The following is a 17353-nucleotide window of genomic DNA, read 5'->3' on the forward strand; positions in this document are numbered from 1 at the left end:
TCTATCATATTATTCATAATAGCTAGAATTGCAACTAATATTTACATTTAAAATTTAATATAAAAATATTTTTATTTTTCATAAGGATAAAAAACAAAACTGTAAACTTAATATTACACATAGTTAAAATTTAATATTACTTACTCAAAAATACTATTATCAATAATTACCTTTTATAACATTAGCACAACTTTTCTAACCCTCTAAAATAAAGCTCAGTCGCTATTGATTGATGCAAACGCCAATCTAATACCGATAAGGTCGGATTAACACGTTTAAAGTCTTCAAATGTTAAAAAATAACGAATATCATTACTGCCAATACGATCATTAATATCATCAATAATCGCAGTGATTTTACTCTGTCTTTTCTGTTTTAAATTTTTTACTTGTTCAATTACTTTAGCTGGAATGTCGGCTTTACCTTGTTCCCAATCATGCCAAACATCAACAGTTGTATTGCCAATATACTCACTTGCTTCAGAAACTTTTAGCATAAAAAAACGACGATATGCCTGTAATTCGATATTAGTCATGATATTCTCCAGCTTATTTTGTATTACATAAACAAGGTTAAAAACAAAATCGTCAACCACAGCTGAATAAACTGTGATCAACAATAAAATATAATAATTTTAAACTACATACTGTTTATAAAAAACTACCCTCAAAAACCATTTTTTTCATAAACCACATCTGGATTAGGTCCAGTTCGATAGCCTTCATCAAGTAAATCAATTTGCTTCATCTCTTGTGGAGTTAAAACAAAATCAAATATTTTTGTATTTTCAATAATTCGTTGAGGATTCGCTGATTTTGGTATAACGATTAGCCCCTTTTGTAAATGCCAACGTAATGTCACTTGTGACGCTGATTTTTGATATTTATTAGCGATATCAATAAGTACCTTCTCATCATTAACGCGGCCTCGAGCTAAGGGACTCCATGCTTCAATTGCGATCCCTTCACTGGTTAAATATTGGATTAACGATTGCTGAGTCAAATAAGGATGTATTTCAATTTGGTTAATCATTGGCTTAATATTAGCCTGTATTTTTAACAATTCAAAATGAGATTGATGAAAATTACACACACCGATTGCTCTCACTCGTTTATCATCATAAAGTCGTTCAATTGCCTTCCAAGTTGCAAAAAAATTATCTTTTAATGGCCAATGGACTAAATAAAGATCGAGATAATCTAATCGTAAATTTTCTAGTGATCTATCAAAAGATCTGAGTGTTTGCTCATAACCTTGCGAATTATTACCAATTTTAGTTGTAATAAATAGTTCTTCTCTTGCTACGCCGCAATGAGCCAATGCATTACCAAGAACAGACTCATTTTGATATAACTCAGCAGTATCAAATGCCCTATATCCAGCAGATAAAGCGGCTTCAATAGCAGTGTTGACTTCCGTCGGCTCTGTAAGTTTAAATGTACCAAAACCTAATGATGGAATAAATACTCCGTTATATAATTTCACTTGTCCAATTAATGACATAATTTACCATCCAATAAGCAATATTAATCAATAAATTAGTTACCAGCTAAAGCGTCAATAACGGCTTGTTTAGCACCAGCAGATAAATCATTTCCAGTCCAAATTTTATACTGTTCATTAGCTTGTCCAATAAACATCTCTCGACCTGAAATTGATGTCCAACCGGCTTTTTCAGCATCTAAACGGAATTGGGTATAGTAAGGGGTGTAGACGATATCATAAGCAACTCCTTTACCTTTAAACCATTCAAAATTATACGGTGTTTGCCCTTCAAACTTACCTAACATTCCTAGTGGTGTAGAGTTCACAATAATTTGTGCATCCACACTGTTTCGTTCATTCCAACTAACCGTTTTTAAATTGAATTCTTTAGCTAATGTTAAAGGTAGATCTTCTACAATATCAGTCACGGTAATATCGGTATAGCCTAAAGTTTGTAAACCAACAACAGCAGCCCTTGCAGCGCCTCCAGCACCAAGTAATAGTACTTTTTTATATTCTTTAGGTAGTGGATTTTTTTCTAATGGATCCATAAATCCTTTAACATCGGTATTGTCACCACATAACTTATCACCATCCCAATAAATTAAATTAGCAGCACCTACTTTTTTAACACGATCAGTCACTTCATCAAGAAAAGGAATTACAGCCTGCTTATGAGGAATAGTGACACAGCAGCCCCGAATATTAAGTAGTCGGACTGATTTAACAAAATTTTCAACTTCATTTGGTGGAGTAGGCCAAGCCACAAGGATGGCTGGAATATTTTGTTCTTTAAAAGAAGTGGTATGAATCAATGGGCTAAGTGTTTGTCCCAAAGGGTAACCAATAATGCCATAGATATTATAAGGTTTAAACTGGCTCATATAAAATGTCCTTTTGAAAGATTCCGTTTAAAACGGATATTGTCTAATGAAGTTGATATTTTTATTAATTTCTAAAAATTAATTCAAAATTTAAATAAATAATAGCATAGAACTACATATTAAAAAAACTATCACCACAATATTGTGTTAAAAAACGATGAAATTTTTGTGCTACCGGCATTAATGGGCGGTTTTTGACAGTTGCAACATAAATATCTCTTTTTTGACGATTTTTATTCATAGAGATTAATGATACATTAACCTCTTGTGGCACTGGTACTCGAACCATCATCCCAATACCATAATTAATAGAAGCAAGTCCAATCATTGCATTTTCACTTTCTACCCGCGTTACAACATTATTCAAAACGACACCTGAATCAGCAATCATATTATCTAAATAACCGCGCATACCACTTCTTTCGCTATACAGAATAACTGGCTCATCAACAATATCTTTTAAATCTATTTTCTTACGTTTGGATAATGGATTATCATTGGAAATAATGAAAACAATTTCTTGTTTAGCTAAACGGGTGAACTCAATCTCAGGATCATCGTGCATAAAAGAACATAAACCAATATCGTATCTTTTAGTTTTTAGTTCATGCACAATATTACGACTTAGATCTTCATAAAATGAAAATGAGATATTTTCATATTGTGGCAGAGCGGTGAAAGCTTGAATAATTTTAGGAACGTAATTCATACTTAATGAATAGACAAAAGCTAACTTGATATGTCCATGAGATATACTCGTGAGTTCTTTAACAAACTGTTCGCCTTCATTTAATGACTGCAATGCTTTATTAACATAGATTAAATACTGTTCACCCTCTTTAGTCAACTCAACATTACGTCCTTTTTTCTGAAACAATTTAATGCCGACCTCTTTTTCCAGTTCAGCAATAGCATGACTTAGACTTGGCTGGCTAATAGCAAAATATTCTGACGTATATGTAAAGTGTTGATTTTTTGCGAGTGTTTGAAAATATTTCAGTTGTTTCAAATTCATTTAATATAGCACTCTAATAAATTATTTATCTAATAAACTCAGTGTTTTAACACTATTTCATCTGTTTGACAATATATCATTGTTAAAATTGATAATTATCTTTAAACATTTCTACTTGAATATTTGATCTGATGACAAATTTAATAGCGGTTAATATATAAAATAGAAGAGGAATTAGTAACAAATAACAAATAATATTCTTAGATAAAAACAAATATAAGTATAACATTATAAAAAAAGCACCGCGATTGCAGTGCTTTCTTAGAAAAATATCGTGTGTGTAATAGCTAATTACTTAGAGCCATTCACTCGCTCTCTGAGCTCTTTCCCTGACTTGAAATGAGGAATGTATTTCTGCTTCACTTCAACTTGGCCACCAGTCCTTGGATTTCTTGCCTTACGAGGTGCTCGATAATTCAAGGAGAAACTACCAAATCCACGAATTTCAACACGGTCATTATTTTCCATCGCAACGGTAATTTGCTCGATAATATCCCGCACTGCTTCATCAACTAATTGCACTGGCAAATGCGTGCGCCAGTTTGCTATTTTTTCGGTTAAGTCGGATCTGTTCATGAGCGCTCCTGTTTTATATAATTTAGTCAAGCTAACTATCGATAATTATACAATGATTCTATCTATTTTATAACAAAAGTAAAAGAGGGCGAGCCCTCTTTTACGGTTATAATACAATAAATTATTGATTTTTTTATTCTAAATCAAAATTTATTCAGATTTAGATGCTGCTTTGAAAGCTTCAGCCATAGCATTAGAGAATGATGACTCGTCTTGAGCAGGCGTATTATTCACAGCTGCTAAAGCTTCTTTCTCATCAGCTTCATCTTTTGCTTTTACAGATAAAGAGATTGAGCGAGTTTTACGATCAATATTCACAATTTTAGCTTCTACTTCATCACCAACTTTTAATACTGCTGATGCATCTTCAATGCGTTCACGAGCAATATCTTGAGCCTTAAGGTAACCATCAACACCATCAGCAATCTCAATTGTTGCACCTTTAGCATCAACTGAAGTTACTTTACCTTTGATAATCATACCTTTTTTGTAGTTACCAGCAAAACTATTGAATGGATCTTCTTCTAATTGTTTAACACCTAAAGAGATACGTTCACGTTCTGCATCAACTTGTAGAACTACAGCTTCAATATCATCACCTTTCTTATAAGCTTTTACAGCTTCTTCGCCTGGGACATTCCAAGAGATATCAGAAAGATGAACTAGACCATCAATACCGCCATCTAAACCAATAAAGATACCGAAATCAGTGATTGATTTGATCTTACCACTAACTTTGTCGCCTTTATTATGAGAATCAGCGAACTGTAACCATGGGTTTGCTTTACATTGTTTTAAGCCTAATGAGATACGACGACGTTCTTCATCGATTTCAAGCACAACAACTTCCACAACATCACCAAGACTAACGACTTTAGATGGGTGAATGTTTTTATTCGTCCAATCCATTTCAGATACGTGAACTAAACCTTCAACACCTGTTTCAATTTCAACGAAACAACCGTAATCAGTTAAGTTAGTCACTTTACCAGTTACTTTAGTACCTTCTGGGTAACGTTTAGCAATTGATACCCATGGATCTTCGCCTAATTGTTTTAAGCCAAGAGAAACACGTGAACGGTCTTTATCGAATTTTAATACTTTAACAAGTAATTCTTGTCCAACTTCAACCACTTCGCTAGGATGTTTAACACGTTTCCAAGCCATATCAGTGATATGAAGTAAACCATCAACACCACCAAGGTCAACAAAGGCACCGTAATCAGTAAGATTTTTAATAACACCTTTAACTTCAGAACCTTCTTGTAATGTTTCAAGAAGTTGTTCACGTTCAGCGCTGCTTTCTGATTCAATTACTGCACGACGAGAAACAACAACGTTATTACGTTTTTGATCTAATTTAATAACTTTAAGTTCGATTTCACGGTTTTCAATGTGAGATGTGTCACGTAATGGACGAACATCAACTAGTGAACCAGGAAGGAAAGCACGAACTCCGTTAAGATCAACCGTAAAGCCACCTTTAACTTTACCATTGATAACACCTAATACGGTCGCTGCATCTTCAACAGCTTTTTCTAATGTAAGCCAAGCTTCGTGACGTTTTGCTTTCTCACGAGATAGAATTGTTTCACCAAATCCATCTTCGATTGAATCAAGAACAACATCAACTTCATCACCAACTTTAACTTCTAATTCGCCTTGTGCGTTTTTAAACTGCTCTACTGGAATTGCTGATTCAGATTTTAAACCAGCATCAACTAACACCACGTCTTTATCAATAGCGACGACAGTACCACGGATCATATTACCAGAACGAGTATCTAGTTGATTTAAGGACTCTTCAAAGAGTTGAGCAAAAGATTCAGTCATATTTTATTTACTTTAAGTTAAAATTAACGTCCACCTGGCATCATGCCTAATGGGGTTGTTTACAATACTTCACAACATCCTGTAATGAAGCTTAAAAAATTAATTTACTTTTTGATCCTATCATTTATCAAAGATAATGCTTGATTAAAGACCTCATCAATCGTCAAGTTAGTAGAATCAATAACAAATGCATCAGGAGCGGGCCTTAGTGGCGCAACAGTTCGGTTACGATCCCGATTATCGCGCTCAGAGATCTCCTGCAAAATCTCGCAGAATATAGCACAAACACCCTTTTCTTGCAACTGTTTCATACGCCTTTCAGCCCTAGCTTGTGGGCTAGCATCAAGAAAAATTTTTATAATAGCATCAGTAAATACAACAGTACCCATATCACGGCCATCAGCTATCAGTCCTGGTAGAGTTCTAAAGTCTCTCTGCCTTTGCAGTAAAGCCTCTCTCACTTTTGGTAACGAAGCAACTTTTGAAGCAGTCTCTCCTACCTCTTGAGCGCGGATAGCTTTAGAAACATCAATATTATCTAATAATACCGAAACACCATCTGCAGATGTTTTAAATACTAGGGGTAATGTTAAAGCTAATCTTGATAAGGCTGGCTCATCATCGGGTAAAATATGCTGATTTAAAGCGGATAAAGCGAGTACTCGATAAATAGCGCCTGAATCTAATAGATGCCAATTTAAATAATTAGCAAGAGAAATACATAATGTTCCCTTACCTACCCCACTCGGTCCATCAACTGCAACTACAGGTATTAGATTCAATGTCATTTTTATTACCATTATTTAATTATAGATAGCACTATTTTCGTTAATAATATGCAATTGCTGATTATATGCTAAAAATATTAAATTTCATAATGGCGTTAAATTTACTTAAATTTACATTTATCAAAATATAAAAATTTGTTGTATATAAATCAGTTAGCATAGAATATATGTAAAAATAGTACCCTTATGAAATAAATATTATAATAATTTTGATTATTCCCCTTTTCAGTTCAAAAAAAAATGCGTAATATACGCGCCCTTAAAAGAGGATTTTTGTGTGCAGTCTGACTCATTTAGCATTGGTAACTTAACGATTAGAAACCGATTACTTGCAGCTCCTATGGCAGGTATATCAGATTTGCCTTTCCGCTCTTTATGTTATCAATTTGGTGCAGGCCTTGCATTCTCTGAGATGTTTTTAGCTAACTCTCAGATCTGGCATACCGAACAGTCACTACAAAAAATGGCTCATAAAGATGAACTTGGACCGAGAGCAGTACAGATTGTAGGGAGTGATCCCGATGAAATGGCGAAAACTGCAAAGTTCAATGAACTGCAAGGTGCTGAGCTCATTGATATAAATATGGGATGCCCCGCTAAAAAGGTGAATAAAAAGTTAGCAGGCTCAGCACTATTACAATATCCTGATTTGGTCGAGACTATCTTACTTAATGTCGTACAATCAGTTAATGTGCCCGTCACATTGAAAATACGTACTGGTTGGGATAAATCTCACAAAAATTGTATAGATATCGCGCAAATTGCACAAAAATGTGGTATAAAAGCACTTACAATTCATGGTAGAACAAGAGAATGTTTATTCAAAAGTTCTGCTGAATATGATTCAATAAAAGAAGTTAAAAAATATGTTACGATTCCCATTATAGCAAATGGGGATATAACAAGCCCTGAAAAGGCGGAAGAGGTTTTTCATTATACTCAAGCTGATGCGATCATGATTGGTCGAGCTGCGAATGGAAACCCTTGGATTTTTGAAGATATAGCATTCTATTTGAAACATGGAAAGTTAAAATCAGTAAAAAGTATTGACGAAGTAAAACAAATTACTTTACAACATATAAAATCACTTCATCAATTTTATGGTGAAAGAAAAGGATTGCAGATTGCTAGGAAACATGTATTTTGGTATACCCAAAGTTATGCTAATAGCGATCATTTTAGGCGCTTATTTAGTGAAATTAATAATGCACAGCAGCAAATTGATGCACTAGAAGCATTTTTCGTATAATTACAGTCAAGAGTTAAAAATACTATGTCAGAAATTCGTGTTACAGCCGAAGCGTTAAAATTTACAACAGTAAATTCTCAAGAACAGATCACTCAAAAACCTTTAAGAGACTCTGTAAAACAAGCATTGAGAAATTATTTATCACAATTAGATGGTCAAGATCCAACTGATCTTTATGAGCTTGTTTTGGCTGAAGTAGAACAACCTTTTCTTGATATGGTTATGCAATATACTCGTGGTAACCAAACTCGTGCTGCCAATATGCTTGGTATCAATCGAGGAACTTTACGTAAAAAATTAAAACAGTATGGCATGAGCTAATAGTTTGTTTTGATTAAACTAAAGAATTGATTGGCGCATATAGCGCCATTTCTTTATCTACTATTTTTGTGTTCTTTGATTAAATTTTTTAATAAAATATTCAGGAGTAAACCATACAGCGGTAAAAAGAATACACCACATATTAATAGCTTAAAGCTGTAATCAATAACTGCAATTTCAATCCAATTTGTAGCCATAAAAATGTCATCACTTTTGTAAAAAGCAATACTAAAAAAGACAAATGTATCAAGCATATTTCCGATAATTGCCGCAGCAGAAGGAGCAACCCACCACTGCCTCTTTTTACGTAAATAATTAAACACAGTAATATCCATTAACTGCCCAACTAAGTAAGCAGCAAAACTAGCTAATGCAATTCGAAACACAAAGACATTAAAATCAGTTAACGCAATAATTCCCATCCACTGACCATTAAAAAATAATACAGAGATCACATACGATAAAACTAATGCGGGGATCATAACCACAAAAATAATTTTTCTAGCTAACGTAGCGCCAAAGACTCGAATAGTGAGATCTGTTGTTAAAAAGATAAATGGAAAAGTAAAAGCTCCCCATGTCGTATGAAAACCGAAAAAAGTAAATGGAATTTGTACCAAATAATTACTTGAAGCGATAATTAATATATGAAAAAAGGCTAATTGATACAGCGCCTTTTTTTTCTGTTCTAATGTAAATGAATGCATAAATCGTCCTTTCAATAAGCACCGATAAAAAATTAGTAAGTCGTTTGAGCAGCTTTATACTGTAAATATTCAGTTAAACCTTTTTCTCTAAGACGACAACTAGGGCAATCACCGCAGCCATTTTCCACACCATTATAGCAAGTGTGAGTATACTGCCTAATATAATCAAGATAACCTAGCTCATCAGCAAGAGCCCATGTTTCAGCTTTAGTCAAATACATTAAAGGTGTTATTATATTGAATGAATAATCCATCGCTAAATTCATCGTGACATTCATTGACTTAATAAATACATCACGACAATCAGGATATCCACTAAAATCTGTTTCACATACGCCAATAATGATATTCTTGATCTGTTTTTGCTTCGCAAAACTACCTGCTAGCAATAAAAAGAGTGCATTACGGCCATCAACAAATGTGTTTGGATATTTAGTCTCTGTTTGAGTAATAGCCATCGTTGTATCAATTAACGCATTATTAGTCGTTTGTTTAATAACAGTAGTATCAATAATAACTTGAGATACACCTAAATCTTTAGCGATAAACTTTGCCTTATCAAGCTCGATTTGATGACGCTGGCCATAATTAAAACTGATTATCTCTACGTTGCTGATTCCATACTGTTTTATTGCCTGAATCAGGCACGTTGTAGAATCCTGCCCACCAGAAAATACAACCAATACTTTGGGTTGTTGTAACATTTGCTTACCACTTATAAAAATATAAAATTAACGATTATCAACTTTTTCTGGATAACAATCATGATTGGCTAAGCGAGTAAATGCAATTTCTTGCCATTTAGTTCCCGCTTTACCATAATTTGCATAAGGGTCTATAGAAATGCCACCTCGAGGGGTAAACTTTCCCCAAACTTCAATATATTTCGGGTCCATTAATGCAATAAGATCTTTCATAATAATGTTAATACAATCTTCATGAAAGTCACCGTGATTACGAAAACTAAATAGATACAGTTTAAGAGATTTACTTTCTACCATCTTAATATTTGGTACATAAGAGATATAAATAGTAGCAAAGTCTGGCTGGCCAGTAATAGGGCAAAGACTTGTAAATTCGGGACAATTGAATTTAACAAAATAATCATTATTTAAATGCTTATTGTTAAATGATTCAAGAATAGTAGGACAATAAGTTTGTGGATAACGAACAGTTTGCTCACCTAATAAAGTGAGATGGGAATGGTCACTCATAATATTCCTTAGTTTTTTTATGTGGGAGGATTTCGAACCACAGATAAAAAGCACTGATTATTATCAGTGCTTCTAACAATAATATTGAAAATATATTTACTAAACTTCTAAATTCTTTTCAATACGCTCTCTAAATTTAATACCTGGTCTAAATGTTACTACGCGACGTGCGGTAATAGCAACATTTTCTCCCGTTTTAGGATTGCGTCCCGGACGAGAATCTTTATCACGAATAGTAAAATTGCCAAAACCAGATAATTTCACTGTTTCACCTTTTTCTAAGGCAACTCTAATTTCTTCGAAAAAAAGCTCGACAAGTACTTTTGACTCTTGTCTATCTATATTAAGTTTATCTGTTAGGCGCTCTGCAATATCAGCTTTAGTTAATGTCATAGTGATTATTCTCTTAATAAGGCTTTAAAACGATTTTGTAATGCAGTAATACACTGGCTTACAATATAAGTTATGTCTTCATCTTCTAGTGTACGTGTTTTATCTTGTAATATCAAACTGATAGCTAAACTTTTTTGCCCTTCTTTAATATTACTTCCTTGATACATATCAAATAAATTAACATCTACCAATTTATCACCACCAACCTTTTTACACTCATCTAGAATATCAGCAGCCGATACATACTTATCTACAATAATTGCAATATCTCGGCGGTTAGCTGGATACTTAGAAAAGTCCTGTGCACTAGGAACTCTTTTAGTGCTAATTTTATCTAAATTCAATTCAAAAACAAGTGCTTTACTATTTAAAGCCAATTTATTTTCAATCTCTGGATGTAAAACACCTAAATAACCGACTAATTCATTTTTAATATATATCGCTGCGTTTTGTCCTGGATGTAAAGACGGATTCTCAGATTTTTTGAACTGAACAACTTCATTAATACCAGATATTGCTAAAATAGCCTCTACATCACCTTTTAAATCAAAAAAATCAACCGGTTGTTTTTGAATAGCCCAATGTTCATCGTAAAGATTACCAGTTATTACACCTGCTAACATTGTTTCTTGTTTAACGCCAAATTCAGCATTAGCATCAGGTACAAATCTTAAGCCTGTTTCAAATAAACGTACTCGCTGTTGTTGTCTATTTTGATTATACATCACCGCGCCAAGCAAGCCTGTCCATAATGATAGACGCATTGCCGACATCTCTGTTGAGATAGGATTAGGTAAAATCATCGCATCTTGATTTGGGTGCAACAATGATTGGATTTTTGGATCAACAAAACTATAAGTTACTGCTTCTTGGTAGCCTCTATCAACTAATAGATCTTTAAAACGTTTTGATGGAACACGCGTTTCTGAATTAGCTTGCATTATCAAATCAATATTAAGATTTTGATTCGGGATATTATTATAGCCATAGATTCGCGCTATTTCCTCGATTAGATCCTCTTCAATTTGAATATCAAAACGCCAAGTTGGAGCGGTTACCTGCCAGATGTTATCTTGAACAATCACTTCACAACCTAATTTAACAAGAATATCACTAATTCTTTGTCCATCAATATGATAACCAATTAATCGATCTATTTTTTCACGACGTAGAGAAATCATTGCCTGTTTTGGCATTGAATTTTGATCAGTCACATCAACAATCGGTCCCGCTGCACCACCACAAATAGCTAAAACTAGCTCCGTTGCACGCTGCATTGCTTTGTGTTGTAACGCAGGATCAACACCTCTCTCATAACGGTGAGATGCATCAGTATGTAACCCGTACTCTCTTGCTTTACCAGCAATAGCTAATGGTGAAAAGAATGCCGCTTCCAATACAATATCTTGAGTATCTGTTGATACACCAGACTCCTTACCACCAAAAATACCTGCAAGCGCTAATGCTTTTTCATCATCAGCAATCACCAAAGTATTCGCTTTGATTTCAACCTCATTACCATCAAGAAGTGTTAGTTTTTCTTTTGGATGACCATATCTTACTGTAATTCCACCAGTAATTTTTTGTAGATCAAAAGCATGCATCGGATGGCCTAATTCAATTAAGACATAATTAGTAATATCCACTACAGCGTCAATAGAACGAATACCACTACGACGTAATTTTTCTTTTATCCATAATGGGGTTGGTGCTTTAACATCGATCCCCTTAATGATACGTCCTAAATATCTTGGTGCAGCTTTAGTCTCAAGGACTTTAATACTAAGTTCGTCAGTAATCGTTGCTTCTGGCGAATTAAACTTCGGTTCAACAATACTAATATTATTAACAGCAGAAATATCTCGAGCAATACCAATCATACCGAAACAATCGGCGCGATTAGGAGTGACACTAATTTCGATAATATTATCATTCAATTTTAAATATTGACGAATATCCTCACCTAATGGTGCATCTTCTGGAAGTTCAATAATTCCATTATGATCATCTGTAATACCTAATTCAGAGAATGAACAAAGCATCCCTTCTGATGGTTCGCCACGAAGTTTAGCGGCTTTAATCACAAAATCACCTGGTAGAACAGCCCCAATAGTTGCACACGCAACAATTAAGCCTTGTCGACAGTTAGATGCACCACAAACGATATCTAATAGCTGATCTTTTCCTATATCAACTTTAGTTACACGTAATTTATCGGCATTAGGGTGCTGTTTACACTCAACAACTTTACCTACAACAACACCAGTAAAATCACCAGCAACTTTTTCAACATCGTCAACTTCAAGACCAGCCATCGTTAACTGATCGGATAATTGTTCGCTACTGATATTTGGGTTTACCCATTCACGTAGCCAGCTTTCACTAAATTTCATGTTTGGTTCTCCCGATTAATTAAACTGTTTTAAAAAACGTAAGTCATTTTCAAAAAATGAACGTAAATCAGTTACACCATAGCGCAACATAGTCAAACGTTCCATCCCCATACCAAAAGCAAATCCGCTATATACGTTAGGATCAATGCCAACATTACGTAAAACATTTGGGTGAACCATTCCACAACCTAAAACTTCTAACCATTTACCATTTTTAGCTTTAATATCAACTTCTGCAGAAGGCTCTGTAAATGGGAAATAACCAGGTCTAAAACGGATTTCCATATCATCTTCAAAGAAACAATGTAGAAAATCATGCAATAAGCCTTTCAAATGCGTAAAACTAATATCTTTATCAATAAGCAAACCTTCCATTTGATGGAACATTGGCGTATGAGTTTGATCGTAATCATTACGATAAGTGCGACCTGGAGCTATAATACGAATAGGAGGCTGTTGTGTTTCCATAGTACGAATTTGTACGGTCGACGTCTGAGTTCGTAGTAGGCGGTTAGCATCGAACCAAAATGTATCATGATCTGCACGAGCAGGATGATGAGCTGGAATATTAAGCGCATCAAAATTATGGTAATCATCTTCGATTTCAGGCCCAGTTTCAACAACAAAACCAAGTTTACCAAAAAACTCGACTAAACGATTAATAGTTAATGTGACTGGGTGCAATCCACCAGGTGCCATTTTTCGACCAGGTAGTGTTACATCAATGGTTTCATTAGCTAACTTAGCATTCAAAACGGCTTGTTCAAAAGCGCTTTTTTTACTATTTAATGCAAGAACAACTTCTTGCTTAGCATCATTAATTTTTTGCCCTACCGCTGGCCGTTCCTCAGCGGGAACATCACGTAGTGAAGCCATTTGCAATGTAAAATAGCCTTTCTTTCCCAAATACTCAACTCGAATTTGTTCAATCGTATTAATATCTTTTGCTGCTTCAATCGCCAATTTGGCTTTGTCTACCAACTCAATTAACTGAGACATAGCATCCTCTTTATATTAGTTTTAGTTACCCTTATCGAGTAATTTTCACTGTAAATATGCTTATTTATAAATGTTTGATATAAAAAAAGCCTCTAATTGAGGCTCTAAACAATTTGTTTTCATTTTCATTCTGCCTCAAAATGAACACATTTTATAAAGCTAAAAAAGAAACGAAAAAAAACTGTATTCAGCAAATTTTTTACCAACGGTTTAATTAAATTAAAATTGAGGCCGAACAAATTCGGCCTCAACTTCAAACTAAAGTGCTGCTTTTGCTTTTTCAACAAGAGCGGCAAAGGCGTTTTTATCAAAAACCGCGATATCAGCTAGAATTTTACGATCAATTTCAATTGAAGCTTTCTTTAAACCATTAATAAAACGGCTATAAGATAAACCACATTGACGTGCTGCTGCATTGATACGTACGATCCATAATTGACGGAATTGACGTTTACGTTGACGACGGTCACGATATGCGTATTGACCAGCTTTAATTACAGCCTGGAATGCAACACGATATACACGTGAACGTGCACCATAATAACCTTTTGCTTGCTTTAAAATCTTCTTGTGACGTGCACGAGCAATAACTCCACGTTTAACACGAGCCATAACTATCTCCTTGAAAAATTAATTAAACGTGTGGAATACACGCCTTGACTAAACCTAAATCACCCTTTGAAACCATGGTCAGACCACGTAGATGACGTTTACGTTTTGTCGATTTCTTAGTTAAGATATGACTCTTATTAGCTTGCTTGTGTTTAAACCCACCTGAAGCTGTTTTTTTGAAGCGTTTAGCTGCGCCTCGTACAGTTTTAATTTTTGGCATAATAATACATCCACATCCGCATTGTTAATAAAATAAAATAAAAGGTGTTACTCTCACTTTGACATAAGAATAAACTTGTTAAGACCTATTATTTCTTCTTCGGTGCAAGCACCATAATCATTTGACGACCTTCAATCTTAGTTGGATAAGATTCAACAACCGCCAAATCAGCTAAGTCATCTTTAATGCGATCAAGCATCTCAGTACCTAACTGCTGGTGAGCCATTTCACGACCACGGAACCGTAGCGTAACTTTAGCTTTATCACCATCTTCTAGAAAGCGAATCAGGCTGCGGAGTTTTACCTGATAGTCACCTTCATCTGTACCAGGTCGGAATTTAATTTCCTTAACCTGAACAACCTTTTGTTTTTTCTTCTGTTCTTTTGTTGCTTTGCTTTTTTCATAAATGAATTTGCCGTAATCCATGATGCGACAAACTGGTGGCTCAGCATTAGGACTAATCTCAACTAAATCTAAAGATGCTTCCTCTGCTTGCCTTATCGCTTCATTTAAGCTAACAACACCAAGCTGCTCGCCTTCGATACCTGTTAATCGGATTTCCTGTGCTGTAATTTCATCATTAATTTTATGAGCACGAGTTGTTTGAATACGTTTTCCGGCTTTAATACTTAAATCCTCCAGTAAATAAAAATAACAAAACCAAATCAGCTTATTCGCTGATTTGATTCAAAGAACGAGTACGAATCTCATTTTGCAACAATTCTACAACATGTTCGACTGCAAAGCTACCAAGATCTTTACCTTGACGAGTTCTAACTGAAACTTTTCCTTCTTCAATCTCTTTATCGCCGCAAACCAACATATAAGGAACACGTTTTAAAGTATGTTCGCGAATCTTAAAACCAATCTTTTCATTTCTCAAATCAGCTTTAGCTCTAATACCTGCATTTTGTAGTTTTTCTGTTACACTTTTAACATAATCAGCTTGGTTATCAGTAATATTGATCACAACAACCTGAGTTGGTGCAAGCCAAGTTGGGAAGAAACCAGCACAGTTTTCTGTCAAAATACCAATAAAACGTTCCATTGAACCTAAAATAGCTCGGTGGATCATTACAGGAATATGTTTTTCATTATCTTCACCAATATAGGTCGCATCTAAACGATCTGGTAACATGAAGTCTAATTGAACAGTACCGCACTGCCATGCTCGTCCCAGACAATCATGTAGAGTAAACTCAATTTTAGGACCGTAGAAAGCCCCTTCACCTGGAAGATATTCAAAAGCAATACCATTCTCAGTTAAACATTCAGCAAGATCTCGTTCAGCAATATCCCATGCTTCTTCACGACCAATACGTTTTTCTGGGCGAGTCGATAATTTAACCGTAATATCCTTAAAGCCGAAGGTGCTGTACATGTCATAAACCATTTTAATACAGCTATTAACTTCTTGACGAATCATTCCCTCAGTACAGAAAATATGTGCATCATCTTGGGTAAATCCACGTACTCGCATTAATCCATGCAATGAGCCAGAAGGTTCATTACGATGGCAACTACCAAATTCAGCCATACGTAAAGGTAAATCACGGTAAGACTTTAATCCTTGGTTAAATATCTGCACATGACCAGGGCAGTTCATAGGTTTAATACAGTACTCTCTGTTTTCAGACGATGTTGTAAACATCAAATCTTTATAGTTAGCCCAGTGACCTGTTTTTTCCCATAAAACGCGATCCATCATAAATGGACCTTTAACTTCTTGGTATTGATACTCTTTTAATTTAACACGAACAAAGGCTTCTAATTCGCGGAAAATAGTCCAACCATCATTATGCCAAAATACCATTCCTGGCGCTTCTTCTTGCATATGATATAAATCGAGTTGTTTACCGATACGGCGATGATCGCGTTTAGCAGCTTCTTCTAAAAATTGTAAATATCCATCAAGTTGCTTTTTATCAGCCCAAGCAGTACCATAAATACGTTGTAACATCTTATTTTTACTATCACCGCGCCAATAAGCACCAGCAATTTTTTGTAATTTAAAATGATGGCAAAAACGCATATTAGGTACATGAGGACCACGACACATGTCGATATACTCTTCGTGGAGATATAAAGCAGGTGTTGCATCTTTAGGAATATTTTCATCTAAAATAGCTAATTTATAAGGCTCATTACGCTGTGTAAACACATCATATGCCTGTTGCCAAGTAACTACTTTTTTTACAACGTCATAATTCTTTTTAGCCAATTCAAGCATACGCTTTTCAAGCGCATCTAGATCATCTTGTGTTAATGTATGATCTAAATCAACATCATAATAGAAACCATTATCAATTGTTGGACCAATAGCCATTTTAGTATTCGGCCATAGCTGTTTTATCGCGTGGCCTAACAAATGAGCACAAGAGTGACGAATAATTTCAAGACCATTCTCATCTTTAGCTGTGATAATAGCTAGCGTTGCATCTTGTTCAATAAGATCACAAGCATCTCTACGCTCACCATTAACAATACCTGCAATACAGGCTTTGGCTAGTCCTGATCCAATACTTTGTGCGACTTCAAATACAGTTACAGCTTTTTCAAATTGACGTTGACTTCCGTCAGGAAGAGTAATAATTGGCATGGTAATCCCTTAAATACTTACTACAGTGGTGCGCCACACGACAGCGCACATATAACAAGTATAT

The 17353-nt window shown here is 34.8% G+C and carries 19 protein-coding genes and 1 riboswitch; of the genes, 2 read left to right on the forward strand and 17 right to left on the reverse strand.

Going from position 1 to position 17353, the window contains the following annotated elements; all coding sequences use genetic code 11:
- Nucleotides 1-181: 181 nt before the first annotated feature.
- The 7 genes from RHO11_05415 to cmk form a co-directional block, all read right to left on the reverse strand.
- The gene (locus tag RHO11_05415; protein ID WVD62558.1) at nucleotides 182-535 is read right to left on the reverse strand and encodes a DUF1870 family protein; all 354 of its coding nucleotides are present in this window, start codon (nucleotides 533-535) and stop codon (nucleotides 182-184) included.
- Nucleotides 536-666: 131 nt separating this feature from the next.
- Entirely contained in the window at nucleotides 667-1503 is an 837-nt protein-coding gene (locus RHO11_05420) for an aldo/keto reductase (protein ID WVD62559.1), read from the reverse strand.
- 35 nt (nucleotides 1504-1538) lie between these two features.
- A complete protein-coding gene (locus RHO11_05425) occupies nucleotides 1539-2369 on the reverse strand; it encodes a shikimate dehydrogenase (GenBank protein ID WVD62560.1) in 831 nt (276 codons plus the stop codon).
- A 112-nt stretch (nucleotides 2370-2481) separates the two neighbouring features.
- Entirely contained in the window at nucleotides 2482-3384 is a 903-nt protein-coding gene (locus RHO11_05430) for a LysR family transcriptional regulator (GenBank protein WVD62561.1), read from the reverse strand.
- Nucleotides 3385-3675: 291 nt separating this feature from the next.
- Nucleotides 3676-3960: an integration host factor subunit beta gene (locus RHO11_05435; GenBank protein WVD62562.1), complete on the reverse strand. Its 285-nt coding sequence runs from the start codon at nucleotides 3958-3960 to the stop codon at nucleotides 3676-3678.
- Nucleotides 3961-4110: 150 nt separating this feature from the next.
- Nucleotides 4111-5793, reverse strand: a complete 1683-nt coding sequence (gene rpsA / locus RHO11_05440) for a 30S ribosomal protein S1 (GenBank protein WVD62563.1) — start codon at nucleotides 5791-5793, stop codon at nucleotides 4111-4113.
- Between the two features lie 104 nt (nucleotides 5794-5897).
- Nucleotides 5898-6581: a (d)CMP kinase gene (cmk, locus tag RHO11_05445; GenBank protein WVD62564.1), complete on the reverse strand. Its 684-nt coding sequence runs from the start codon at nucleotides 6579-6581 to the stop codon at nucleotides 5898-5900.
- Nucleotides 6582-6858: 277 nt separating this feature from the next.
- Between cmk and dusB the strand changes: the two genes are divergently transcribed.
- Both dusB and fis read left to right on the forward strand, forming a co-directional pair.
- A complete protein-coding gene (dusB, locus tag RHO11_05450; protein WVD62565.1) occupies nucleotides 6859-7830 on the forward strand; it encodes a tRNA dihydrouridine synthase DusB in 972 nt (323 codons plus the stop codon).
- A gap of 24 nt (nucleotides 7831-7854) precedes the next feature.
- Nucleotides 7855-8151 carry a DNA-binding transcriptional regulator Fis gene (fis, locus tag RHO11_05455; protein WVD62566.1) on the forward strand — a complete coding sequence of 99 codons (297 nt, stop codon included), beginning with the start codon at nucleotides 7855-7857 and terminating at the stop codon, nucleotides 8149-8151.
- A 53-nt stretch (nucleotides 8152-8204) separates the two neighbouring features.
- Here the strand turns inward: fis and RHO11_05460 are convergent, their stop codons facing one another.
- The 10 genes from RHO11_05460 to thrS all read right to left on the reverse strand — a co-directional run bounded on the left by RHO11_05460 (nucleotide 8205) and on the right by thrS (nucleotide 17289).
- On the reverse strand, nucleotides 8205-8858 hold the full coding sequence (locus RHO11_05460; protein ID WVD62567.1) for a 7-cyano-7-deazaguanine/7-aminomethyl-7-deazaguanine transporter: 654 nt from the start codon (nucleotides 8856-8858) through the stop codon (nucleotides 8205-8207).
- A gap of 32 nt (nucleotides 8859-8890) precedes the next feature.
- The gene (gene queC, locus RHO11_05465; protein ID WVD62568.1) at nucleotides 8891-9562 is read right to left on the reverse strand and encodes a 7-cyano-7-deazaguanine synthase QueC; all 672 of its coding nucleotides are present in this window, start codon (nucleotides 9560-9562) and stop codon (nucleotides 8891-8893) included.
- A 27-nt stretch (nucleotides 9563-9589) separates the two neighbouring features.
- Complete coding sequence (queF, locus tag RHO11_05470; GenBank protein ID WVD62569.1) at nucleotides 9590-10072, reverse strand: preQ(1) synthase; 483 nt, start codon at nucleotides 10070-10072, stop codon at nucleotides 9590-9592.
- 2 nt (nucleotides 10073-10074) lie between these two features.
- A riboswitch (PreQ1 riboswitch) is annotated at nucleotides 10075-10119 on the reverse strand.
- A gap of 52 nt (nucleotides 10120-10171) precedes the next feature.
- Nucleotides 10172-10465 carry an integration host factor subunit alpha gene (locus RHO11_05475; protein WVD62570.1) on the reverse strand — a complete coding sequence of 98 codons (294 nt, stop codon included), beginning with the start codon at nucleotides 10463-10465 and terminating at the stop codon, nucleotides 10172-10174.
- Nucleotides 10466-10470: 5 nt separating this feature from the next.
- Nucleotides 10471-12858 (reverse strand): phenylalanine--tRNA ligase subunit beta, encoded by a 2388-nt coding sequence (gene pheT / locus RHO11_05480; GenBank protein WVD62571.1) that lies wholly within the window; start codon nucleotides 12856-12858, stop codon nucleotides 10471-10473.
- 15 nt (nucleotides 12859-12873) lie between these two features.
- Nucleotides 12874-13857, reverse strand: a complete 984-nt coding sequence (gene pheS / locus RHO11_05485; GenBank protein WVD62572.1) for a phenylalanine--tRNA ligase subunit alpha — start codon at nucleotides 13855-13857, stop codon at nucleotides 12874-12876.
- Between the two features lie 258 nt (nucleotides 13858-14115).
- Nucleotides 14116-14469 carry a 50S ribosomal protein L20 gene (gene rplT / locus RHO11_05490; protein ID WVD62573.1) on the reverse strand — a complete coding sequence of 118 codons (354 nt, stop codon included), beginning with the start codon at nucleotides 14467-14469 and terminating at the stop codon, nucleotides 14116-14118.
- A gap of 22 nt (nucleotides 14470-14491) precedes the next feature.
- On the reverse strand, nucleotides 14492-14689 hold the full coding sequence (gene rpmI, locus RHO11_05495) for a 50S ribosomal protein L35 (GenBank protein ID WVD62574.1): 198 nt from the start codon (nucleotides 14687-14689) through the stop codon (nucleotides 14492-14494).
- 88 nt (nucleotides 14690-14777) lie between these two features.
- Nucleotides 14778-15299 carry a translation initiation factor IF-3 gene (gene infC, locus RHO11_05500; GenBank protein ID WVD62856.1) on the reverse strand — a complete coding sequence of 174 codons (522 nt, stop codon included), beginning with the start codon at nucleotides 15297-15299 and terminating at the stop codon, nucleotides 14778-14780.
- A gap of 61 nt (nucleotides 15300-15360) precedes the next feature.
- The gene (gene thrS, locus RHO11_05505; GenBank protein WVD62575.1) at nucleotides 15361-17289 is read right to left on the reverse strand and encodes a threonine--tRNA ligase; all 1929 of its coding nucleotides are present in this window, start codon (nucleotides 17287-17289) and stop codon (nucleotides 15361-15363) included.
- Between the last annotated feature and the right edge of the window lie 64 nt (nucleotides 17290-17353).

Source organism: Orbaceae bacterium BiB (assembly GCA_036251205.1).
Taxonomy (GTDB): domain Bacteria; phylum Pseudomonadota; class Gammaproteobacteria; order Enterobacterales; family Orbaceae; genus Orbus; species Orbus mooreae.